The organism is Actinomadura meyerae (genome assembly GCF_900188445.1).
GTDB classification, from domain to species: Bacteria; Actinomycetota; Actinomycetes; order Streptosporangiales; family Streptosporangiaceae; genus Spirillospora; species Spirillospora meyerae.
Map to the genome: position 1 here is coordinate 269,572 of NZ_FZOR01000004.1, position 22,411 is coordinate 291,982.

Below are 22,411 nucleotides of genomic sequence, written 5' to 3' on the forward strand. Positions count from 1 at the left end.
CGGGCGGGGACCCGTCAGGCGTCGCGGAGGGAGTCGGCGATGCTCCGGGCGACCTCGGACTCCTCGATGCGGCCGAGGGCTTCGAGGGCGACCGACTTGTTGTAGTGGTCGTTCCAGGAGTCGGGGCCGTTGTCGATGGCGTAGTCGATGACGGGCAGGGCCTCCTCGTAGCGGCCGAGCTTGACCAGGGCCGCGCCCTTCACGCTGTGGGCGCTCGCCAGGTGGTACTGGCCGGCGCCGACGGCGGTACCGGAGGTGAGGAGGGCGATCGCCTGGTCGATGGCCGCGAGCGCCTCGGCGTCGCGGCCGGAGTCCATGAGGAGGACCGCCCGGTTGACCTGCGGCGCGGGGTAGCGGGGCTGGACGGCGATGGTCTCCTCGTATGCGGCGAGCGCCTCCGCCACGCGCTCCATCATGGACAGCGCGCGGGCCTTCTCGAAGCGGGACGGCACGTCGGACGGGTTGAGCCGGATCGCCTCGTCGAAGGCGGCGAGCGCCTCGGCGGGGCGGCCGGAGTCGAGGAGGGCGACGCCGCGCCAGTGGTGGGCGGTGGCGTACCCGGGGCGGAGCCGGACGGCCTCGTCCAGCTCCCGCAGCGCGTCCGCGAACCGGCCGGACTCGATCGCGCTGACCGCCCGGTCGTGGTGCTCGACCTCGGCGGGCCGGGGGCGGCCGCTGAGCTGCTCCAGCCTGCGGCCCGGGACGAGCTTCCCGCCGCAGTGGGCGCAGCGGGGCGCGCGGAACACCGAGCCCGGGGCGTGGCAGCGGTCGCAGAAGTTCTTCCCGCAGTCGCCGCAGATCATGAACTCGATCGCGAAGCCCTCGGGGTCGTTGCGGGCGACCGGGTTGCCGCCCGGCACCTTGGACACCGAGATGAGGCGCGTGCAGGCCCAGCCGGAGCAGCTGAGGATCATGGGGGTGCCTTTCCGTTCTCGAACGTGTGGTCCCAGTCGAGTTCCCAGGCCCGCATCACGTGGTCCCGGTCGCGGGACACCGCGAGGTGGGCGTCGGCGCTGAGGCCGACCCAGGTGACGGCGGCCGTGTGGGCCTTGAGGGTGTGCAGGCAGCGTCCAGACGGGACGTCCCAGACGCGCAGGTTCCCGTCGGGGCCGCCGGAGACCGCGAACCGGTCGCCGGTGCTCCACGCCAGGCAGGTGACGGGCTCCCGCGGGTGGTGCAGGAGGCGTTCGGCGCGCAGGTCCCAGACGCGCAGGGCGCCGCCGGGGCCGACGGTGGCGGCGAGGTCGCCGGAGGCGTCCACGTGGATGGACGCGAGTTCCTCCGACGTGCCCCGGACGTAGCCGGTGCCCTCGCCGGTCGTCCCGTCCGAGATCCAGAGGGTGCCCACCGTGTGTCCGCACGTCACGACCGTGCGGCCGTCGGCGCTCATCGCGGCCGGCGACTGGCCCGGCAGGACACGGGACTGCCGCTCTCGCAGCCGCCAGAGCGTCACCACACGGCGCATGTCCCACACCAGGAGGGTGTCGGCGCCGGGACCGAAGTGGAGGGAGAGAACGACCCCGCTGTGGCCCTTGAGCACCTGCTTGCGCCTGCCCTTGGCGAGGTCCCAGACGCGGACGGTGCCGTTCTCGTCGCCGGATGCGGCGAGCCGCCCGTCCGGGCTCACCGCCAGCGAGCGGACGTCGGCCTTGTGGCCGCCGAGGACGCGCAGGCACTCGCCGGACGCCACGTCCCACACGCGGACCTTCCCGTCGCTGGCCCCGGTCAGCAGCCGGTGCCCGTCCGGGGTGAAGGCGACGCACCCGACGGACACGCCGCCCACCTGGAGCGTGTGCAGGAGGTCCCCGGACTCGGCGTCCACGAGCCACACGATCGACCAGCCGCCGAACGCCACCGCGAGGACGCCGCCCGCGCTCAGCACGCCGTCGCTCACCGATCTGCGCTCGGTACCGGGCAGCTCGGATCCCTGCCAGGCGCCCAGCAGGTCCGTCCGGCGGCCGTGGCGCCCGGCCGCGCGCCACAGCCGGAGCAGGTCGCGGCTCCGCTCGTGGCCGGGGACGCTCCGCGCGGCGCGCAGTTCCGCCCCGGCCCGCGCCCAGTCCCCGGCGTCGGCGAGCCTGCGGGCGCGGGAGAGCGCGAGGCCCGCCGCGTCGGCCTCGCGGGCCAGTTCCGCCGCCGTGCGCGGGCGCGCGTGGCTCCACGGGGCGTGCGGTCCCGGCCCGGCGAGCCGCCACGCGTGGACGGCCGGGCCGCCCGCCGCGGTGAGCGCGGACCGGCCGTCGTCGCTCAGCGCCACCGTCCCCATGACGGCGCCCTCGCCCGGCAGCGTGCGGACGACCCGGCCTTCGCCCAGGTCCCACAGCTGTAAGCCGTCCGGGCCGGTCGACAGGGCGCGGGTGCCCTCGCCGCAGACGGCGAACCGGGTGTCGGGGCTGATCGGGCCTTCCACGGTGCGGACCGGACGCCCCGCCACGGTGTCCCAGACGCGCAGTTCCGCGCCTGTCGAGGCCAGAGCGACGCGGCCTCCCGCGCTGAGCGCGACACGGGCCCGGGGGATCGACGTCGTCCGGACGAGCATGCCCTTCGCCGCGTCCCACACGCGCAGGCGCATGGTGGTGGGCTCCCACCTGACGACGTGCCCGTCCCCAGTCATCGCGACGGCCCCGCCGATGGCGCGCGGGAGGTCCTGCTCGCGTTGCAGGGTGCGGACGCATCGTCCGTCGCCGGTGTCCCAGAGCCGCACGGCCCCGCCCTCGGTGGCGGTCGCCAGCAGCGAGCCGTCGAAGGCGAACGCGAGCGAGTCGACCTGGCCGGCATGGCCTTCGAGCCGGTGCAGCAGGGCCCCGGTCCGGACGTCCCAGACGAGCACGGCGCCGTCCGCGCCGCCGGAGGCCGCGAACCGGCCGCACGGGCTCAGCGCGACCGCGGACACCCCGCCCGCGAGACCGGCCGAGTGCGCGCGCAGCACGTGGAGGCAGCGCCCGGACGCCAGGTCCCAGATCCGCACGGTGCCGCCCTCCGCGCCGGGCGGCGGCGGGTTCGAGGCGTCCCGGCCGCCGCTCACCGCGAGCCCGGCGCCCAGCGCGACCGCGCTGACGGGGTTGGCGTGCCCCTCCAGGACGGCGGGCGGCGGCGCGGCGGGCAGCCGCCGTGCCCGCGCGAGCGCGGCGGCCGGCTCGGCGGCGTCCGGCGCCTTTCCGGCGGCCGCCCTCAGCAGCGCCACCGCCTCGTCCGCGGCGCCGCGCTCCAGGTGGACGAGGCCGAGCAGGTGGTCGCCGGTCCAGCCGTCCCGGTGCGTCGCGCGGACCTGCTCCAGCTCCCCGACGAGCTGCGCGTCCGTCATCCGGCCGGAGCGCCACAGGTGCAGGCCCCGGTTGAAGACGGCGTGCGGGTGGTGGGGGTCGGCCCGCACGGCCCGGTCCCACAGGGCTTCGGCCTCCTCGGGGTGGCCGAGGTCGAGCATGGACAGCGCCTGGTTCGACAGCCCGTCGGCGAGCAGCGTCGCGGGCGCGGGCCGCTCCCGGGGATAGGGGGTGCCGGTGACCTGCGCGTACACGGTGGCGAGCGCCTCGGCCAGCTCGTCCATCCGGTCGGGGCGCGCCGCCGGGTCGGGCCGGAAGCACGCGCGCAGCACGTGCGCGAGGCCGGGCGGCAGCACCCCGGCCGCCCGCACGGCGAACTCCTCGAACGCGCGCCCGCCGGCCGCGCCCGCCCGCACCGGCGGGCCGCCGGTGAACATCGCGAGCACGCTGAGCGCCCACGACCACACGTCCGTCGCGCGGGTCAGCGGCGTCCGGTCGCCCGCCGCGGCCCGCGCCTGCTCGGGGGAGCAGTACGCCGGGGTCAGGCCCGCGAAGCTGACCAGCGGGTCGGCGTCCGGGCGCGGGACGCCGTCCTCGCCCGCCCGGACCCGCGCCTTCGCCAGCCCGAAGTCGGTGACCTTGACCGTCCCGTCCGGGGTGAGCATCACGTTCGCGGGCTTCACGTCCTGGTGGACGAGCCCGTTGCGGTGCGCGTGGTCCAGCCCCCAGGCGAACTGGATGGCGACGTCGACGATCCGGCCCGTGGTGCCGCGCGGGTCCGGGCCGGCCAGCCGGCCCTCCTGGATCGCGTCGGCGAGGCTGCCGCCGCCGACCCACTCGGCGAACACCCCCGGCAGCGGGCCGAGCCGGCGCACGTAGGCGCAGTTCACGATGTGCGGGTGGAGGCCGAGCCCGACCCAGGTCTCCGCCTCGTCCTCGAAGCCGCGCAGCGCGCCCTCGGACCCGACCAGCTCGGGACGGGGCACCTTCATCGCGAGCTCGGTGTCCCAGCCGCGGTGCCGCACCCGGTAGACCAGCCCCATGCCGCCGGTGGCGACCACGTCGCGCACCTCGTACAGATCGAGGACGACGTCGCCGGGCCGCCAGGTCGCCTCGATCATGGTGGGAATCCTACGGATCTGTCGGTCCACTCCTCTACCGTTGGGCGCCATGGAAGATCAGCCCCCCGGTGAGGACGTCCTGACCCTGCCCGAGCCGTGGCGGCGCGCGGTGCACGCGCGGCGCGGCGGCACCCCCGGCCCGAAGATCAAGACCGATCCGGCCGCGCCGGCCGCGGTGCGCGATCTCGTTGAGCGGACCGGCGGGGCGGTCGAGGCGCTGCGCGCGGGCGGGGCCGGCGACCCGGCGCTCGCCGAGGCCGCGCGGCGGCACCTGGACGGCGCGCCCGACCCGGTGGGAGCGGCGGCGGTCGCGGCCGTCACCGTGCTGGGCGCCGGCGGCGCGAACGCCCGCGACGCGATCCACCGCGCGTACGTCGACGCGTGGCTCGCCGAGCACGGCATCGCGTTCACGGCCTGCGCGCTGGTCGAGCTGAGCCGCACGGAGGCGGTCCGCCAGGGCGGCGGCCCGTGGAAGGGCACCTGGGTCGGCGCCGCCCGCGTCCAGCACGAGGCCACCGTCGCGGTGCCGGCGGACGAGGCGCGGCGCGTCCGGGGGCTGCTGGCCGTGGCGTCCGACGCCGACTACGCCGCCGCGGTCGACCGGCTCGCCGCGCACCGGACGGGTTTCGGCGCGCGGTGGCTGGTGTCGTACCTGGTCCCCACCCGGCAGGACTGGGTGGACGAGTGCTGCGCCGCGCCGGTGCCCCCGCGCACCGGCCTCGACCTCATCCTGCTCGCGCTGTCCGCCCTCGGCTCGGCCGACCAGCTCGCGGCTCCGCTGCTGATGCGCGGCCTGCCCCTCTACCGGACGAACCGGGCGCTGGTGGCCACGCTGGTCGACGGGATCGGTTCCGACGTCCTCCCGCTGCTCCTCCGCGCGGTCGACGGCGGGTCCATGCCCTCCGACGACCGCAGGACCGTCATGGAGACGATCGCCTTCCTGCCGACCGACGAGGCGTTCTGGGCGCTGCTCGACCGGCTCGGCCTGAAGCACGCGCGGGCGGCGCTCGGCGAGGCCGCCCGGCGGTTCCCGGTGCGGGCGCTGCGCCTGCTGGCCGCGGCGGGCGCCGACGAGTTGCTCGCGGGGCACGTCGCCGCCCACCCCGAGGTGGTCGCCGCCGCGCTGCCCGGCCTGCCGGACGACGTCGCCGCGGCCGTCGAACGCGTCGCCGTGGCATCGGAGCGCGTCGCCGACGCGGCGCCGGACGAGGTCCCCGCCGTCCTCGCCGCCCCGCCGTGGCGCGCCCCGCGGCGGCCCGTCCTGAAGGGCCTGACCCCGCCCGCGCCGCGGCTGGCCTGGCACGAGGGCGAGCGGCGCGAATGGCTCGGCACCGAGCTGGACAAGCATGTCGGCAAGCCCGGCGACGACGTCGACTGGGAAGCCGCCGCCGAGGGCTACCGGTCGGGCGAGCACAAGCTCGCCGCGCTGCAGCTGATGTGCTACGGCCCCGAGGAGGTGGTCCGCCCGCTGCTTCCCGGCTACGAAGGGCTGGTCCGCCGGTTCGCCCACGTGTGGATGCGCCCTCTCGTGGCCCGCTACGAGCTGGACGCGCTGCCCGTCGCGCTCCGCACGGCCCGGCCGCACCTGGAGACCTGCGGCGACCCCCTGCTGCCGTACCTGGACGCGGAGGTCGCGCTGCTGATGGCCGACGGCCTGGTCAAGCGCGGCAACCGCCTGGAGCCCGCCCGCCGCTGGTTCGACCGGCACGGGCTCGCCGCCGTCCCGCTGCTGGTCCCCGCGGCGCTCGGCACCAAGGCCAAGGACCGGCGCGGCGCCGAGACCGCCCTGCGGTACCTGCACGCCGCGCACGGCCTCCCCGGCGTCGCGGACGCCGCCCGCGCGGCCCACGGCGACGACGCGGGGGCCGCGATCGGGGAGCTGCTGTCCCTGCCGCCCACGCACACCGGCCTCGCCCAGCCGGTGAAGACCGGCACCTGGATCGACCCGGCCCTGCTCCCACAGGTCCTGCTGCGCAAGCGCGACCGCGCCCTGCCTCTGGACGCCGTCAACGCGCTCATCGAGCTGCTCACCCTCGACAGCCCGCACGAGATGGACGATCTGGCGGAGGCGTGCGAGCCGGGCTCGCTCGCCGAGTTCGGGTGGGGGCTGTTCCGGCAGTGGCTCGACGCGGGCAAGCCGGCCAAGGACGGGTGGGCGCTGCGGCAGCTCGGCCGCACCGGCGACGACGGGACCGTCCGGCGGCTGACGCCGGTCATCCGCGCCTGGCCGGGCGAGGGCGGGCACCGCAACGCCGTCACCGGCCTCGGCGTCCTCGCGGAGATCGGGACGGACGTCGCGCTGATGCACCTGCACGGCATCGCGCAGAAGGTGAAGTTCAAGGGCCTCCAGGTGGAGGCGCAGGCGCGGATCCGCGAGGTCGCCGACCGGCTCGGCCTCACCACCGAGGAACTCGGCGACCGGCTCGTCCCCGGCTTCGGTCTCGACGCGGACGGCGGCATGGTGCTCGACTACGGGCCGCGCCGCTTCAGGGTCGGGTTCGACGAGCAGCTCAAGCCGTTCGTGACGGACGAGGACGGCAAGCGCCGCAAGGCCCTCCCCAAACCGGGCGCCAAGGACGACCCCGAGCTCGCGCCCGCCGCCTACACGGCGTTCGCCGGCCTCAAGAAGGACGTGCGGACCGCCGCCGCCGACCAGATCCGCCGCCTGGAGCGGGCGATGGTGACGCAGCGCCGCTGGGCGCCGGACGACTTCGGCGAGTTCATCGTCCGGCACCCGCTCGTCCGGCACATCGCCCGCCGCCTGCTCTGGGTCGCCGAGCACGACGGCGCGGAGAAGGAAGGCGCCGGGAACGGAGGCGCGGCAAACGCGCCGCTGGAGACCGCGTTCCGCATTGCGGAGGACGGCACGTTCGCCGACGTGGACGACGACGTCTTCGACCTCCCCGCCGCGGCGCGCGTCCGGCTCATGCATCCGGCGCTCCCCGGCACGGATGTCAAGGCGTGGGCGGAGGTGTTCGCCGACTACGAGATCCTCCAGCCGTTCCCGCAGCTCGGCCGGCCCGTCCACGTCCTGGCCGAGGACGACCGGGACAGCGGCCGGCTGGCCCGGTTCGAGGGGCTGAAGGTCCCGTTCGGGAAGGTTCTCGGCCTGGTCAAGCTCGGCTGGGAGCGCGGCGAGCCGCAGGACGCGGGCGGCGAGCGGTGGATCTCCCGCCGCGTCGCCGCCGACCGGTACGTGGTGATCGACCTCGACCCGGGCATCTCGGTCGGCGCCGTCGACGCCGCCGGCGACCACCAGTTCCTCGACTACGTGTGGCTGGCGACCGAGCCCGGCGACTTCTGGCCCAGCAGGGGCACCCCTCACACGTTCGGCGAGCTGGACGCCGTCACCGCGTCCGAGGTCCTCGCCGACCTGACCACTCTCGCGGAGGCCGCGCAGGCATGAGCGACGACACCACCGACTACCAGCGGCCCCCGGCCGAGGTCCGGTTCGCCGCGGAGCTCGACCGGCTCCGCGAGGACGACACCGGCCCCCGCCCGCCCGGCTGGGCGCTGAGCCTGACGGCGGCGCGGCGGTTCATCGTCGGGGACGAGGCGCTCGGCATCCGCCGCAAGTTCGTCGGCGACACCGCGCTCATCGACCGCGCGCTCGTCACCCTCGCCACGAGCCGCGGGCTGATGCTGGTCGGGGAGCCCGGCACCGCGAAGTCGCTGCTGTCGGAGCTGATCGCGGCGGCGGTCAGCGGGACGTCCACACTGACGATCCAGGGCGGCGCGGCCACCACCGAGGACCAGATCAAGTACTCCTGGAACTACGCGCTGCTCGTCGCCGAGGGGCCGTCGACCCGGTCGCTGGTCCCGGCGCCGCTGCTCACCGGCATGGCCGAGGGGAAGGTCGTCCGGTTCGAGGAGATCACCCGCTGCCCGCTGGAGGTGCAGGACGCGCTGCTGTCCCCGCTGTCGGACCGGGTCCTCGCCATCCCCGAGCTGGCCGGCCCCGACGCGATGGTGTTCGCCCGGGACGGGTTCAACGTCATCGCGACCGCCAACACCCGCGACCGCGGCGTCAACGAGATGAGCGCGGCGCTCAAGCGGCGGTTCAACTTCGAGACCGTGTTCCCGATCGCCGACTTCGGCACCGAGCTGGACCTGGTCGAGCAGGAGGCGCGGCGGCTGCTGGAGCACAGCGGCGTCGAGGCGCCGCCGCGCCGCGACGTCCTGGAGGTCCTCGTCACCGCGTTCCGGGAGCTGCGCGGCGCCGCCACCGAGGACGGCCGGGGCATGGACCGGCTGTCGGCGGTGATGAGCACCGCCGAGGCCGTCTCCGTCGCGCACCAGATCGGCGTGCGGGGCTGGTTCCTGCGCGGCGAGCCGGGCACCGCCGCCGACATCGTCGAGTGCCTCGCCGGCACCGCCGCCAAGGACAGCCCCGACGACCTCGCCCGGCTGCGCCGCTACCTGGAGCAGCAGGCCGCCCGGCGCGGCGGCGAGCAGTGGAGGGCGCTGCACGCCGCCCGGCACCTGCTGCCCGGCTGATGGCCGCCACGTTCCTCGGGGTCCGGCACCACAGCCCCGCGTGCGCGCGCCTCGTCCGGGACACGATCCGGCGGCTGCGGCCCGCGTACGTGCTGGTCGAGGGCCCCGCCGACTTCGGCCCGCGGATGGACGAGCTGCTGCTCGGCCACACCCCGCCCGTCGCGGTGTTCAGCTACTACCGCGACGACGAGCGCGTGCACGCGTCCTGGTCGCCGTTCTGCGACTACTCGCCGGAATGGGTCGCGCTGAACGAGGGCCGCGCGGCGGGCGCCGAGCTGCGGTTCATCGACCTGCCGGCGTGGCATCCCGCGTTCGCCGAGCGCAGCAACCGGTACGCCGACGCCGAGCGCCGCTACGCCGAGGTCACCGAGCGGCTCTGCCGGGAGTTCGCCGTCGACAACACCGACATCCTCTGGGACCACCTCTTCGAGATCGACGCCGACGCCGACGCCGACGCCGACACTGACGGCGACGGGCGGGGCGAGGGCGAGGGGCGGGGGCTCGCGGAGCGGCTCGACGCGTACTTCGCGCTGCTGCGCGGCGAGGCGGAGGCCGGCCCGGACGACACGGCCCGCGAGGAGTACATGGCGGCGTGGGTGCGGGCGGCCGTCGCCGACGCCGGAGACCGCCCCGTCGTCGTGGTCACCGGCGGGTTCCACAAGCCCGCCCTGGAGACGCTCACCGCGTCCGGCTCCACCGCGTGGCCGGACGTGCCGGAGCCGCCGGAGGGCGCGATCGGCGGCGGCTTCCTCGTCCCGTACTCGTTCAAGCGCCTGGACGCCTTCACCGGCTACCAGTCGGGGATGCCGTCGCCGGAGTACTACCAGCGGCTCTGGGAGGACGGCCCCGAAGCGGCGGCGGGCGCGCTCATCGAGCGCGTCGCGACGCGGCTGCGCGCGCGCCGGCAGGTCGTGTCGACCGCCGACCTGATCGCCGCGCGGACCCTCACCGACGGCCTCACCCGGCTGCGCGGCCACCGCGCCCCCGCCAGGGCCGACCTCCTGGACGGTCTGGTGTCCGCCCTGGTGAACGACGACCTCGACCAGCGGCTGCCGTGGACGTCGCGCGGCCCGCTCGCCCCCGGCGCCCACCCGACCGTCGTGGAGATGGTCGCCGCGCTCAGCGGGGACCGCACCGGGCGGCTGCACCCCGGGACGCCCGCGCCGCCGCTCGTCCACGACGCCGGGGCCGAACTGGAGCGGCTCGGCCTCGACCGGGACGGGCGGGTCGTCCTCAAGCTGGCGTCGCCGCGCGGCCTGGAGCGCAGCCGCGCCCTGCACCGCCTGCGGGTGCTGGGCGTCCCCGGCGCGTGGCGGGTGTCGGGCCCCGAGACGGGCGCCGACCCGGTGCTGGAGGAGCGCTGGGAGCTGACCGCCGCCGACCCCGGCGGGCGCCGCCGCGCCGCGCTCATCGAGGCCGGCGCCTACGGGCCGACGCTCGCCGACGCCGCGGGCGCCGTCCTGGACGAGCGCGTGCACGCCGCCGGCACCGACATGGGGCCGCTCGCCGGCGTGCTGTTCGACGCGGCGCTGTGTGGCTGCGCCGACCGCTCCGACGGCATCGCCGGGGCGATCGCGGCCGGGATCGCGGGCTCGCCCGACCTCGCCGGGCTCGGCGCCGCGCTCGGCACCGTCCTCGGGCTGTGGCGGCACGACCGGGTCCTCGGCACGGCCCGCAGCCCGCTGTTCGGAACGGTCATCGAGGAGTGCACGGCCCGGATCCTGTGGCTCGCCGAGGGGATCCGCGGCGGGCCCGCGCCCGCCGACCTGCCCCGGCTGGGCGCCGTCGCCGCGGTCCGCGACGCGCTGCTGCACGCCGGTGACGCGCTCGCCCTCGACCGCGGCGCCGCGCTCGGCGTCGCCCGCCGCGTCGCCGCCGGGCCCGACGTCCCGCCCGACCTGCGCGGCGCCGCGTTCGGGCTCGGCCGGGCGCTCGGCGACACCGCCGACCCGGCCCGCGCGGTCCGCGGCGCCGCCGGCCCGGACACGCTCGGCGACTGGCTCGCCGGGCTGTTCGCCCTGGCCCGGCAGGAGGTGCTCGACCCGGACGGGACCGTCCTCGGCGTCCTCGACGAGCTGCTCGGCGACCTGACCGACGGCGACTTCCAGGTGGCGCTGCCCGCCCTGCGGCAGGCGTTCGGGTTCTTCCCGCCGCGCGAGCGCGAGGCCATCGCCCAGGGGCTGCTGGAGCGGCGCGGCCTGAACGCCCCGGCCCGCACGCTGCTCCGCGCGGCCGGCGCCCCGCTGCTCATCGCCGAGGCCCGCGCCCTGGAGGAGCGCGTCGACCGGGCCCTGGCGGCCGCCGGCCTGCTCGAAGGAGGATCGTGATACCGCCCGACCTGGAACGCTGGCGGCTCGTGCTCGGCGCCCCCGCCGAGGGGTGCACGGGCGCGCTGTCCGGCGACGCCGCCGAACGGGACGCCGCCCTCGAGTGGCTCTACGGCCGCGACCCCGACCTCGGCAGGCGCGGCGTGCGGCGCGGGTCCGGCGGCGCGAAGGCCGAGCCCGGCGGGGACCGCACCGGCGGCGACGGGCCGTCCCAGCTCACGACCGTCGACTGGCTGGACGCCGTGCACCGGCTCTTCCCCAAGGAGACGATCGAGCGGCTCGAACGCGACGCCGTCGAGCGGTACGAGATCCACGAGATCGTCACGGACCCCGCCGTGCTGGAGCGCATCGAGCCGGACGAGACGCTGCTGCGCGCCGTCCTGCGCACCAAGCACCTGATGAACCCCGAGGTGCTGGCGCTGGCCCGGCGGATCGTGGAGGCCGTCGTCCGACAGCTGATGGACCGGCTCGCCACCGAGGTCCGGCAGGCGTTCCACGGCACCCGGTCGCGGCGCCCCAGCCGCATCAAGAACTCCCGCAACTTCGACTTCCACGGGACGATCCGCGCGAACCTCGCGCACTACCGGCCGGACGAGCGCCGCCTCTACATCGAGAACCCGCGGTTCACGTCCCGGACGCGGCGGCACGTCGAGCAGTGGCAGCTGATCCTGCTCGTCGACCAGTCCGGGTCGATGGCCGGGTCGGTCGTCCACTCGGCCGTCACCGCGGCGTGCCTGTGGGGGCTGCCCGGCCTGAAGACGCACCTGGTCGCGTTCGACACCTCCGTCGTCGACCTCACCTCCGACGTCACCGACCCGGTCGAGCTGCTGATGAAGGTGCAGCTCGGCGGCGGCACCGACATCGCGCGGGCCGTCGGCTACGGCGCGGGGCTGGTGGAGAACCCGCGCCGGACGATCGTCGCGCTCGTCACCGACTTCTACGAGGGCGGCGACGCGTACCGGCTCGTCCGGGAGGTCCGCGGGCTCGTCCAGCAGGGGACGCACGTGCTCGGGCTGGCCGCGCTCGACGAGGACGCCGACCCCGACTACGACCGCGCGATGGCGGGGCGGCTCGCCGCCGAGGGCGCGCACGTCGGCGCCATGACGCCCGGCCGGCTCGCCGAGTTCGTCGCCGAGCGGATCGGCCGGTGAGCCGCCCCGTGGTCCGCGCCGACCTGCTCTCGCTCACCCCGGACGCGCTCGCCGCCCTCGCCAACCGCGGGCTGGTCAAGCGCGCGGCGAAGGACCTGGACGCCGGGAACGGCCCCGAGGTCGCCGTGTCCCCGGACGGCGGCGTCGACGGCGCCTTCCCGGACGGCACGCGGACGTCCCTGCCGGCCGGGGCCGGGCTGGACGCCGCGACCTGCTCGTGCGCCGCCACCGGGACGTGCCGCCACCGGATCTGCCTCGTCCTCGCCTACCAGCGGACGGCGGAGGCCGGACCGCCCGGCGCACCCGAATCCGGTGCGGCGTCCGGCGCCGAAGCCGGAGCCGAGACCGAATCCGCGCCCGAGGCCGGGCCGGCCGCCGGTTCCGCGGACGCGTCCGGGCCGCCGTGGTCGCCCGGCGCGTTCGACGACGACGCGCTCGCCCGCGTCCTCGGGCAGCGCGCCCTCACCGCCGCGCGCCGCGCCTTCCGCGCCGGGTACTCGGCGAAGCTCCGCCGCCCCACCGCGGAGGACCCGGTGGCCCACGCGGAGCTGCCGTCCTGCACCGTCCGGTTCCTCGTGCCGGGCGAGCTCGGCTACGTCCACACCGACGCCGTCGCCGCGATGCGCGGCGAGGTCACCGTGCTCGCGGCCTGGGCGTTCCGCGCCGCCGACGAGCGCGGCCTCACCGGCACCGAGGTCCGCCTCGACGTGGGCGGCGCGCCGGGGGCGGCCCGCGGCGACGGCGGCGCCGCGCTCGACACAGCGCTCGACCTGGCCGGCGGGCTCCTGCTGGAGGGCGCCGCGAACGCGGGCCCGGTGCCGGCCGCCGCGCTCGGCCGCACCGCCGCCGACCTGGCCGGACGCGGCATGCACTGGCCGGCCGCCGCGCTGGAGGACCTGGCCGCCCAGCTCACCGCCCACCACGAGCGCCGCGCCGACCACGACCCCGCGCTGGTCGCCGAGCTGCTCGCCGAGATCCACGCCCGGCACCGCGCCGCCGCCGGGCCGGACCGCACCCAGGCGCTCGGCACCGACGAGCGCGCCGAGACCCCGCTGCGCCGCGTCCGGCTGGTCGGGCTCGGCTGCCGCGTCGCGGGCACCGACGACTCCCGCACCGCCGACATCTACCTCGCGGACGCCGGTACCGGCGTGGTGCTGGTCCTGCGGCGCCGCTGGGACGTCCCCGACGGCGAGCGGCTCACCGGCGCCGACCTCGCCGGGCGCCGCGTCCTTGGGGTGCCGCTGCGGTCGCTCGCCGCCTCGAACGTGGTGTCGGAGAGCGCGTCGCGCAGCGCCGGCCGGGTCGTCCGCGTCACCGCCGGCCGGATCGCGAAGACCACGGTCACGCCGCTCGGCGACGCCTGGCACAGCCTGCCCGCTGCGCTGCTCGTGCGCGACCTCGCGGCCGAGGCCCGCGCGCTGGACGCGCTGCCGCCCCGCCTCGTCCGCCCCCGCGTCGCGGCGGAACTGGTCCGCGCCGTGGAGATCGCCGAGGTCCGCGGCATCGGCTACCATCCCGGCGCGCAGCGCCTGGAGGCCGTGGTCGCGGACGCGGCCGGGACCGCCGCCGTCGTGTCCGCCGACTACAGCCCGCACCGGCCCGCCGCGCTCGACGCGCTCGCCGCCGCGCTGGAGGACGGCCCCCGGCTGGTGGCCGGCACCGTCCGCAGGGACCGCGGCGGCATCGTCATCGACCCGTTCGCCGTCATGACCGGGAGCGGCGCCGTCGTCCCCGACCTGACGCCCGGCGACGGCACCGCCGCGCTCGACGCCCCGCCGCCCGCCGCCGGCGACCCGCTCACCCGCGCGCTGGCGGAGGCCCTCGCCGCCGGTGCCGAGGCCGCGCACCGCGGGCTCCTGTACGCAACGCCCGGCCTGCGGGAGCGGATCGCCCGCACCGGGCGCGACCTGGAGCGCGCCGGGCTGCGCGCCGCCGCGGCGGCCGTCGCCGACCTCGCCGCGGCGCTCGCCGCCGACGACCCGCACCGCACGGTCCGCGCGTGGGCCACCGCCCACATCAGGCTGCTGACGACCGCCGAGCTCCGCTGATCCCGGCGCCCGGCCGGGCGGATCGCCGCCGGGTCAGGCGCGGCAGGTGAGGGGCCGGCCGCCGTTGTAGGCGACCATGTCGCCGAGGGCGGCGGCCTGGTCGATGTCGCCGCCCGGTTCGAGGCCGTCCAGCTCGGCGTAGGCGCGGTACAGGTTGCCGACGAGCCGCTCGGAGTCGGGCCACTCCGCGAACGGGCCGAGGTCGGCCTCCCGCGCGGCCTCCAGCGGCGCCAGCCCGGCCTCCTTCGCCGCGGCGGCCGTCTCCTGCACGAACCGCGCGTAGGCGATGACGCCGCCGACCAGCTCGGGGCCGCCGACGGGGCCGTGCCCGGGGACGATCGTCTCCGCGCCGAGCGGGGCGACGACCTCCTCCAGCACCCGGATCGCCCCCGCGACCGACCCCTGCATCAGGAACGGGGTGACGCCGTTGAACAGCAGGTCGCCGCTGAACAGGACGCGCCGCTCCGGGATCCAGACGATGGAGTCGTTCGTGGTGTGCGCGGGCGTCCCCACGTGCCGGACCTCGCAGCGCAGGTCGTCCGCCCACACCGTCACGCCCTCGGTGTAGGTGAGGAACGGCGGCTCGATCTCGACGTGGCCCCAGTCCACCTTCGTCCAGAACGGCTCGTCGAACGGCCTGCCCCAGGCGAGCACGCCCTCCCGCGTCCGCTCGTGCCCGACCACGGTGGCGCCCGGGAACAGGTGGTTGCCGAACGTGTGGTCGCCGTGGTGGTGGGTGTTGACCAGCGTCCGGACGGGCCGGTCCGACACCGACCGGATCGCCTCCAGGTAGGCGCGGGTGCGGCGCTCGGTCGAGCACGAGTCCACGCTGACGACCCCGCGCACCCCGGTGAGGAAGCCGGTGTTGTTGATCCACCACGTGCCGTCGGGCTGGACGTAGGCGAAGACCCCGTCCGAGACCTCCTGCAGGCGTGGGCTTCCGGGGCCGTCGAGGCCGGGCGCGTCGCTCATGCCGGCGTAGTCTAACCGGGCGGCGCGGGACCGGCCGGGCGGCGCGTCTCGCCGGGGCGTGCGGCGCCGGTCAGTATTCGGGCAGCGTGGTCAGCACGTGCGGGCGCGGCGAGGACTTGCGCGCCGACGGCTCGCCGCTGCCGGCCGAGCGGAGCACCTCCCCGGCGCCGAGCACGGCCGCGTCGCCGGTGTCGTCGCCGAGCCGCGCCTCCAGTCCGGTCCGCTCCCGGATCATCCGCTCCAGGCCGGGCAGCCGGGCGCAGCCGCCGGTGAGCGTGATGCCGACGCTCACCAGGTCGCCGGAGATCTCGGGGGAGCAGCCGGTGAGCCCGGCCCGGATCGCGTCCACGATCTCGGTCACCGGCCCGCTGATCGCGCGGCCGATGTCCAGCGTGGTGAGCACGACCTCGCGCGGCATCCCGGTGGCGATGTCGCGGCCGGTCACCACGGTCTGCCGGACCGGCCGCCGGCCGAGCGGCGGCACCTCCCCGACCTCCAGCTTCGCCCGCTCGGCGGCGGACCGCGACAGCGCGACGCCGTGCTCGCGCCGGACCATCGCGACGATCGCGCGGTCCAGCGCGGAGCCGCCGATCCGGGCGGTGTGCGAGGTGACGAGCCCGCCGAAGGCGATGACGCCGGTGTCGGTGACGTCGGCGCCGACGCAGGCGATGACGGCGATCTCGGGCCGGGAGGCCGAGGTCATCCCCATCCCGATCGCGGCGGCGATGGGCGTCGGCACGAGCGTGAGGCGCCGCGCGCCGGCCTGGTAGGCGGAGAACTGCAGGGCCCGGTAGTGCACGGACGTCATCCCGCTCGGCACCGTGACGACGAGCCGGGGGCGGGCGGTGTAGTGGCGGCGGTGGTGCCGGCGGACGAGGTGGCGCATGAGGTACTCGGCCTCGTCGGTCTCGGTCGGCGCGCCGGCCCGGATCGGCCGGACGAGCGTGACGTCGGGGTTGCGCCCGGCCATCTCCCGGGCGGGCCGCCCCAGCGCGAGGATGTGCCCGGTGTCCCGGGACCGGGCGAGCACGGACGGCTCGCGGCACACCACGCCGCGGTCCCGCACGTGCATGCGCACGGTGTCGCTGCCCAGGTCGATAGCGGTGTCACGGCCCGCGAAGTCCCACATCGCGTCCCTCCCAATCGCCCCGAAAGTCGCAAGAGTCTTGTTGATGCCCTTGCGACCTGCGGCGATGCCCACGGGCGGGTAAGCGAATCGCAACGACCCGGTGATCACCGATCCGGCATGTCCGGAACGTCCGAGGCGTTGGAATGCCCGCCCGGCGCGCGGCACCGGGCGGGCACCAAGAGTTCATGTGGGAACGATCAGGCGGGCACCGCGTCCGGCCGGGACGCGCCGCGCCGCGCCGTCCAGCCGCGCCGGGCGCGGACCGCCCCGGCCGCGCGGCACCCCGCGTACAGGACGAACGAGATGGTCGTCACGTACGGGCTGATGGGGACGCTGGAGCCGAGCGACAGCAGGATCCCGCCCACCACCGACACGGTCGCGAACACCGCGCTCAGCACCGGCACGAGCACCGGCGACGCGGTGACCCGCACCGCCGCGGCGGCCGGCGTGCAGAGCAGCGCGAGCACCAGCAGAGCCCCCACCACCTGCACGGACACCGCGACCGCGAGCCCGAGCACGAGCGTGAACGCCAGTGCGAGCGCCCGCACCGGGACGCCCCGCGCTGCCGCCACGTCCGGGTCGAGGCTGGCGAACGCCAGCGGCCGCCACATGAGCGCGAGGCACACCAGCACCACCGCCGAGGTGCCGAGCAGCCACGACAGCCGCGGCGTGTCGATCGCGGCGATCTGCCCGGTGAGCAGCCCGAACTTGTTGGCCGACCGGCCCTTGTACAGGGACAGGAACAGCACGCCGAGCCCGAGCCCGAACGGCATCAGCACGCCGATGGCCGAGCCGCGGTCGCGCGCCCGCGCGCCGAGCAGCCCGATCAGCGCGGCCGCGGCCAGCGCGCCCGCGACCGAGCCGCCCGCCACGCTCGCCCCGAGCAGCAGCGCGCCCGCCGCACCCGCGAACGACAGCTCGCTGATGCCGTGCACGGCGAACGGGAGGTCGCGCATGACGACGAACGTCCCGGCGAGCCCGCCCACGAGCCCGAGCACGGCGCCCGCGACCAGCGAGTTGCGGACGAGCCCGAGCAGCGCGCCGTAGTCCTGGAAGTCGAAGACCTCGTGCAAGATCGCGGTCCAGCTCATGCCGCCCCGCCCAGCTCCAGCACCCGGTCGGCGAACGGCGCGACGGGCTCCACCTCGTGCGTGACGAACACGACCGCCGTGCCGTGCTCGCGCCTGCGCCGCTCGACCAGCCCGGCCGTGATCCGCCGGTGCTCGGCGTCCAGCGAGGCGAGTGGCTCGTCGCACAGCAGGACCCGGGGGCCGGACGCGAGTGCCTGCGCGATCCGCACCCGCTGGAGCTCGCCGCCCGACAGCAGGTCGAGCGGGACGTCCGCGTACGGTGCGGCGCCCACGTCGCGCAGGACGTCCTCGACCCGCCGGCGCGCGTCCCGGGACCGCCGCGGCCCCCACCGGTGCCCGTCGACGCCGAGCCGCACCAGGTCGCGGGCGCGCAGCGGGGTGTGCGGCGGGACGGCCCGGTGCTGCGGGACATAGCCGACGAGGTCGCTGCCCCGGCGCGGCGGGCGGCCCAGCACGGTGACCGTCCCGGCCGTCAGCCGCTGCAGGCCGAGCAGCACCCGCAGCAGGCTCGTCTTGCCCGACCCGTTGTGCCCGAGGACGACGAGGAACTCGCCCGCCCCCACGTCGAGGTCGAGCCCCCTCCACACCGTCCGCTCCCCGTAGGAGAGGGCGGCGCCGCGCATGGCGATCACGACAGCGCCCTCCCCAGCGCGGCGATGGTGCCGTCCATCCAGGCGAGGTAGCCGGTGCCCGCGGGCAGCGTCTCGGTGACCGGCACGACGGGCACGCCGCTCTCCCTGGCCGCCCTCTCGACGCGCTCGGTCTGCGGCCCGCCGGTCTGGGAGTTGTGCACGAGCGCCTTCACCTTCTTGCCGGTGAGCAGCGCGAGGACATCGCGCATGGCGCGGGGCGGGACCTCGCCCTCCTCCTCGACCGCCTCGCTGAACTCCTCGGGCGTCCGGTTCTCCAGCCCGGCCGCCTCCAGCAGGTAGACGGGGACGGGCTCGGTGATGGCGACGCCCTCGCCCGCGTGCGCGGCCTTGAGCGCGGCGACCTTTCCCTCCAGCGTCTCCAGCCCGGCCTTGAAGGCCCCGGCGTTCGCCGCGTAGGCCTTCGCGCCGTCCGGGTCGGCCTGGGCGAGCGCGGCGGAGATCCGGTCGGCCAGCCGCCCGACGGACGGCAGGTCGTACCAGACGTGCTCGTTCAGCTCCTCGCCGGCCGGCGCGGTCCGCCCGGACACCTCGACGGCGTTGAGCACCGCCGCCTCGGACCCCGAGCCCTTGAGCAGCGTGTCCATGAAGTCGTCGTAGCCGCCGCCGTTCTCGATGACGACCCGCGCCTCGGACAGCGCGAGCCGGGTGCGCGTCCCCGCCTCGAACGAGTGGGGGTCCTGCGCGGGGTCGGTGATGAACGACGTCACCTCCACCCTGGCGCCGCCGATCTGCCGGGCGATGTCGCCGTAGACGTTCGTCGAGGCCACGACGGGCACGGCGCCGCCCTCACGGCCGGCCGCCCCGGCGTCGGGCGACGAGCCGCAGCCGGACGCCAGCAGGGCCGAGACGGCGAGGAGGGCGCCCGCGCCGGTGGCGCGGGCACGCGGAAGAGAGGTCATGGGGGCCTCCGAAAATGAAAACGGTTTTCAGTGCAACTTAGCATGATCCGCCGTCTTCGTCCGCAGACCGGTGTCCGCAGGCCGGTGTCCGCAGGCCGGGCCTCCGCGCGAGCGGCGCCCGGTGCCGAGTGGCGCCCCGGTTCCGGGGGGCGCCGAACGCGCGCACCGCCGCCACGGTGCCCGTGGCGGCGGTGCGGTCGTGCGTGTGGTCAGAGTGGCCTGCGGGCCAGGGCAGGCAGGTAGTCGTAGGGACCCGTGTACTTCGCCCAGACGCGGTGCTGGTAGAAGGGGCGCCGCTGTCCCGGCGGCGCTGCGGCCGGTCGCGTACGGGGTCTCGGTTCAGGCCGTGACTTGTCCGACGGTGCGTCGCTTCGCGGGGCCTGTGCCGCGGGATGGTCCGGCGCCTGGGCGGGGCGGCCGGGTGGCCCGGCCGGGTCGGCCGGGGTGTGTCCGGGGGCGGTGATCGGGGGCTTTTCGGGCGAATGGGGAACGGTGTCAGATGGCGGCGGAATTTGGGGGGTCCGCCCCTTATCAGGCGGCTGGTCCGCTCGTTTCTCGGTACTCATCCGGTCGATCTTCTCGACCAGTTCCCGGACCGAATCCGGGAACTCCCGGTAGGCCGGGGCGCCCGGCCGGACCGCGCCGGCGAACTGCCGCTTGCGCCGCTTGCCGATCTTGTCGATGCGCACCCGCGCGCCGGAGTGCGGCGCGTGCAGGAACCGCTTGTGCCCGACGAAGAGGCCGACGTGGCTGCGGCCGTGGAAGAAGATGAGGTCGCCCGGCTCGAGGTCCCGGTACTCCACCTTGCGGTCGACCTTGCGGTACTGGGCGTAGGTCACGCGCGGGATCTTCACGCCCGCCTTGCGCCACGCCGCCATCGCCAGGCCGGAGCAGTCGTAGCCGCCGGGCCCGTCGGCTCCCCACCGGTAGGGCTTGCCGATCTGCTTGCGGGCGAACCGGAGCGCCTTCCCGGCCTTCTCGCGCTGGGCCGCCTCGCGGGTGCGGTACCGGTCGTACGCCTTCACCTTCGCCAGCGTGGCGGAGTCCAGGTGCAGGCTCCGCAGCGCCGCCGGGTTGAGCGCCGCCGGCGCGGGCGCGCTCAGCGGGACGGCCAGCGCGGCTCCGGTCGCCGTCGCGACGACGGCCGCCCGGAGCGTCCCCCGTTTTCGGCAGGTGGACCGGGTGCCGCCGGTATGGCCGGCGGCCGCTCCGCTTCCGGCCGCGCCCGCGGCCCCGTCATCGTGTGAATGGCGTGCGATGGACATTTCGCTCTCTCCGTTCTCCGGTGCCGGGCATCGCCTCGGCAGGTGATCATCATCCTGCCGAGTGATCGGGTACCCGTTGATCGCCGGGGAATTGAGCGAACCGGCCGATTTTGCATGATCATGGCGCGGAATTAGCAGCGTTCTTCAGTGTCTTTTGATCAAGCGGTCAGATGCGCGAGCGAGGTCAGCGGAACGGGCAGCCAGGCCGGCCGGTTCCGCGCCTCGTAGCGCACCTCGTAGACGGCCTTCTCGAACTCGAACGCGTGCATCAGCACCGCGTGCGCGGCCGGGTCGGCGCCGCCGGCCGCCGCGTACCCGCGGCAGAACGCGGCGCGGTTGCGCGCCGCCCACGCGTGCGCCCGGGTCTCCAGGTGCGGCCCCGACTCCGTCGGCACCGTGCCGGCCTTGGTGATGAGGAACCGCGCCGCGTACTCGAAGGAGCGCAGCATCCCGGCGACGTCGCGCAGCGGGTGCGCGAGGGCCCGCCGCTCGCTCTGCGTGCGCGCCGGTTCGCCCTCGAAGTCGAGCAGCGCCCAGCCCGACTCGGTGCGCAGCACCTGGCCGAGGTGGTAGTCGCCGTGCACCCGCTGGACGGCCAGCGGCGCCGTCCGCGCGGCCAGGTCCAGGAACGCCCCGGTGAGCGCCTTGGCGTGCGGCGCGAGGCCGGGCACGGCCCGGCAGGTGGCGGTCAGCTCGGCGTTCATCCGGGCGGCCAGCGCGCGCACCTCGGCGGCGGGGACCGTCGTCACGCCGAACGCGTCGGCGAGCGCCCGGTGCACCTGGGCGGTGGCGGCACCGAGCCGTTCGGCCTCGGCCGCGAAGTCGCCGCCGGCGACCGCGGCGTCCAGCTCCGCCCACTCGTCGCCGGCGGGCAGCGGGTAGGCGAACCAGTCGCGGACGCTCGCGATCGCCAGGCTCCAGCCGTCCGCGCCGGTGTGCAGGTAGTCCGACAGCAGCGCGAGCGTGACCGGCTCCGCGCCGGGCTCGCCCGGGTCGAGCTCGATCCAGCCGTGCACGGCGGGGACGTGCGCGCAGCCCTGGCGGGTGAGCGCGAGGTTGACCTCCAGGTCGAGGTTCACGCCCTGGCTGAGCCGGCGGAACAGCTTGCAGATGTAGGCGTCCCCGAACAGCAGCGAGGTGTTGCTCTGCTCCGCGGTGATGGGCAGGCTCGCGAGGTCCGTGCGGATGCGGGCGCCGCCGGCGTGGTGGAAGCGCAGCGGCCCGATGGACGCCCCGTCGGCCAGGGCGGCCAGCAGCGTCCGGGTCAGGTCCGGGTCGTGGGCGGCGTCGTACACGCGCACCCTCTTCCCGCCCGTGCTGCTCGTCCCGCCCGCGTCGCGGCCGATCTCCACGTGCCGGAGCCGGTCGGGCAGGTCGCGGCGGACGCCGAGCAGGAGCTGGTAGTGGTCGGTGGTGCCGTTCTGGCGGACGTCGAGGACGAGGTGGTGCAGGGCTGGGTCGCCGGTGCGCAGTTCGGTGGCGGTGCCGATGGTCAGCTCGTCGATGGGGCCGTCCTTGCCGCCGAACCACCGCTGCCTGGGCAGCCACTCCGCGAGGTCCCGGATCAGCTCCGCTCGGGGTGGCAGCATGTCACACGGCCCTTCCCGCGCCCGCGGTCCGGTCGGTGCCGGCGCCGGCGTCGTCCGGCGGGAGCAGCTGGAACCAGTAGAAGCCGTGCCCGGGGAGCGTCAGCAGGTACGGGAGTTCCCCGATGGCCGGGAACTGGACGCCGCCCATGCACTCGACGGGGGAGTAGCCCTCGAACCGCCGCATGTCCAACTCGACCGGCTGCGGGAAGCGCGACAGGTTGCTGACGCACAGCACCGTGTCCATCTCTCCCCACGGGCTCTCGTCCTCGGAGATCTCGCGGGTGAAGGCGAGGACGGAGGGGTTGGAGGCGGACAGTTCGACGTAGGAGCCGACGCCGAAGACGGGGTGGCGCTGCCGGATCTCGATCATTTTGCGGGTCCAGTGCAGCAGGGAGCCGGGGTTGTT

General features: G+C 76.2%; 15 protein-coding genes. 5 read left to right on the forward strand and 10 right to left on the reverse strand.

Annotated features, from left to right (window positions below; all coding sequences use genetic code 11):
* Positions 1 to 14: 14 nt before the first annotated feature.
* Together CHF16_RS06950 and CHF16_RS06955 are read right to left on the reverse strand one after the other, a co-directional pair.
* Entirely contained in the window at positions 15 to 914 is a 900-nt protein-coding gene (locus CHF16_RS06950) for a tetratricopeptide repeat protein (protein ID WP_089325067.1), read from the reverse strand.
* The gene (locus tag CHF16_RS06955) at positions 911 to 4,384 is read right to left on the reverse strand and encodes a WD40 domain-containing protein (RefSeq protein ID WP_179271418.1); all 3,474 of its coding nucleotides are present in this window, start codon (positions 4,382 to 4,384) and stop codon (positions 911 to 913) included. Before CHF16_RS06955 ends, CHF16_RS06950 begins: the two co-directional genes overlap by 4 nt.
* A 49-nt stretch (positions 4,385 to 4,433) precedes the next feature.
* On the opposite strand from CHF16_RS06955, the gene CHF16_RS06960 reads away from it, so the two are divergent.
* The 5 genes from CHF16_RS06960 to CHF16_RS06980 are packed head-to-tail and all read left to right on the forward strand — an operon-like array spanning position 4,434 to position 14,407.
* Positions 4,434 to 7,790, forward strand: a complete 3,357-nt coding sequence (locus CHF16_RS06960) for a DUF4132 domain-containing protein (RefSeq protein ID WP_089325069.1) — start codon at positions 4,434 to 4,436, stop codon at positions 7,788 to 7,790.
* On the forward strand, positions 7,787 to 8,881 hold the full coding sequence (locus CHF16_RS06965; protein ID WP_089325070.1) for an ATP-binding protein: 1,095 nt from the start codon (positions 7,787 to 7,789) through the stop codon (positions 8,879 to 8,881). The genes CHF16_RS06960 and CHF16_RS06965 overlap by 4 nt, the downstream gene beginning before the upstream one ends.
* Complete coding sequence (locus CHF16_RS06970) at positions 8,881 to 11,208, forward strand: DUF5682 family protein (RefSeq protein ID WP_089325071.1); 2,328 nt, start codon at positions 8,881 to 8,883, stop codon at positions 11,206 to 11,208. Before CHF16_RS06965 ends, CHF16_RS06970 begins: the two co-directional genes overlap by 1 nt.
* Positions 11,205 to 12,359: a VWA domain-containing protein gene (locus CHF16_RS06975; RefSeq protein WP_089325072.1), complete on the forward strand. Its 1,155-nt coding sequence runs from the start codon at positions 11,205 to 11,207 to the stop codon at positions 12,357 to 12,359. Before CHF16_RS06970 ends, CHF16_RS06975 begins: the two co-directional genes overlap by 4 nt.
* Positions 12,356 to 14,407, forward strand: coding sequence for a hypothetical protein (locus CHF16_RS06980; protein WP_218826553.1), 2,052 nt, complete (start codon positions 12,356 to 12,358; stop codon positions 14,405 to 14,407). Before CHF16_RS06975 ends, CHF16_RS06980 begins: the two co-directional genes overlap by 4 nt.
* A gap of 33 nt (positions 14,408 to 14,440) precedes the next feature.
* Here CHF16_RS06980 and CHF16_RS06985 read toward each other — a convergent pair whose 3' ends face one another.
* The 8 genes from CHF16_RS06985 to CHF16_RS07020 all read right to left on the reverse strand — a co-directional run.
* Positions 14,441 to 15,379 carry an MBL fold metallo-hydrolase gene (locus CHF16_RS06985; protein WP_089325074.1) on the reverse strand — a complete coding sequence of 313 codons (939 nt, stop codon included), beginning with the start codon at positions 15,377 to 15,379 and terminating at the stop codon, positions 14,441 to 14,443.
* 70 nt (positions 15,380 to 15,449) lie between these two features.
* A complete protein-coding gene (locus CHF16_RS06990) occupies positions 15,450 to 16,508 on the reverse strand; it encodes a rod shape-determining protein (protein WP_089325075.1) in 1,059 nt (352 codons plus the stop codon).
* Positions 16,509 to 16,705: 197 nt separating this feature from the next.
* Positions 16,706 to 17,599: a metal ABC transporter permease gene (locus CHF16_RS06995; protein WP_089325076.1), complete on the reverse strand. Its 894-nt coding sequence runs from the start codon at positions 17,597 to 17,599 to the stop codon at positions 16,706 to 16,708.
* Positions 17,596 to 18,222 (reverse strand): metal ABC transporter ATP-binding protein, encoded by a 627-nt coding sequence (locus tag CHF16_RS07000; protein WP_089325107.1) that lies wholly within the window; start codon positions 18,220 to 18,222, stop codon positions 17,596 to 17,598. Before CHF16_RS07000 ends, CHF16_RS06995 begins: the two co-directional genes overlap by 4 nt.
* Positions 18,223 to 18,227: 5 nt before the next feature.
* Positions 18,228 to 19,151, reverse strand: coding sequence for a metal ABC transporter solute-binding protein, Zn/Mn family (locus tag CHF16_RS07005; RefSeq protein WP_089325077.1), 924 nt, complete (start codon positions 19,149 to 19,151; stop codon positions 18,228 to 18,230).
* Between the two features lie 209 nt (positions 19,152 to 19,360).
* Positions 19,361 to 20,416: a C40 family peptidase gene (locus CHF16_RS07010; protein WP_089325078.1), complete on the reverse strand. Its 1,056-nt coding sequence runs from the start codon at positions 20,414 to 20,416 to the stop codon at positions 19,361 to 19,363.
* 158 nt (positions 20,417 to 20,574) lie between these two features.
* The gene (locus CHF16_RS07015) at positions 20,575 to 22,005 is read right to left on the reverse strand and encodes a maltokinase N-terminal cap-like domain-containing protein (protein ID WP_089325079.1); all 1,431 of its coding nucleotides are present in this window, start codon (positions 22,003 to 22,005) and stop codon (positions 20,575 to 20,577) included.
* 1 nt (position 22,006) lies between these two features.
* The coding region (locus tag CHF16_RS07020) for an alpha-glucosidase C-terminal domain-containing protein (RefSeq protein ID WP_179271419.1) at positions 22,007 to 22,411 on the reverse strand (405 nt) is incomplete at its 5' end.

Excerpts from the sequence above, each read along its gene's own strand:
- CHF16_RS07010 (WP_089325078.1), bottom strand. The coding sequence starts at position 20,416 with ATGTCCATCGCACGCCATTCACACGATGACGGGGCCGCGGGCGCGGCC.
- CHF16_RS07015 (WP_089325079.1), bottom strand. The coding sequence starts at position 22,005 with ATGCTGCCACCCCGAGCGGAGCTGATCCGGGACCTCGCGGAGTGGCTG.
- CHF16_RS06960 (WP_089325069.1), top strand. The coding sequence starts at position 4,434 with ATGGAAGATCAGCCCCCCGGTGAGGACGTCCTGACCCTGCCCGAGCCG.
- CHF16_RS06955 (WP_179271418.1), bottom strand. The coding sequence starts at position 4,384 with ATGATCGAGGCGACCTGGCGGCCCGGCGACGTCGTCCTCGATCTGTAC.
- CHF16_RS06990 (WP_089325075.1), bottom strand. The coding sequence starts at position 16,508 with ATGTGGGACTTCGCGGGCCGTGACACCGCTATCGACCTGGGCAGCGAC.
- CHF16_RS06995 (WP_089325076.1), bottom strand. The coding sequence starts at position 17,599 with ATGAGCTGGACCGCGATCTTGCACGAGGTCTTCGACTTCCAGGACTAC.
- CHF16_RS07005 (WP_089325077.1), bottom strand. The coding sequence starts at position 19,151 with ATGACCTCTCTTCCGCGTGCCCGCGCCACCGGCGCGGGCGCCCTCCTC.
- CHF16_RS06970 (WP_089325071.1), top strand. The coding sequence starts at position 8,881 with ATGGCCGCCACGTTCCTCGGGGTCCGGCACCACAGCCCCGCGTGCGCG.
- CHF16_RS07000 (WP_089325107.1), bottom strand. The coding sequence starts at position 18,222 with ATGCGCGGCGCCGCCCTCTCCTACGGGGAGCGGACGGTGTGGAGGGGG.
- CHF16_RS06985 (WP_089325074.1), bottom strand. The coding sequence starts at position 15,379 with ATGAGCGACGCGCCCGGCCTCGACGGCCCCGGAAGCCCACGCCTGCAG.
- CHF16_RS06950 (WP_089325067.1), bottom strand. The coding sequence starts at position 914 with ATGATCCTCAGCTGCTCCGGCTGGGCCTGCACGCGCCTCATCTCGGTG.
- CHF16_RS06965 (WP_089325070.1), top strand. The coding sequence starts at position 7,787 with ATGAGCGACGACACCACCGACTACCAGCGGCCCCCGGCCGAGGTCCGG.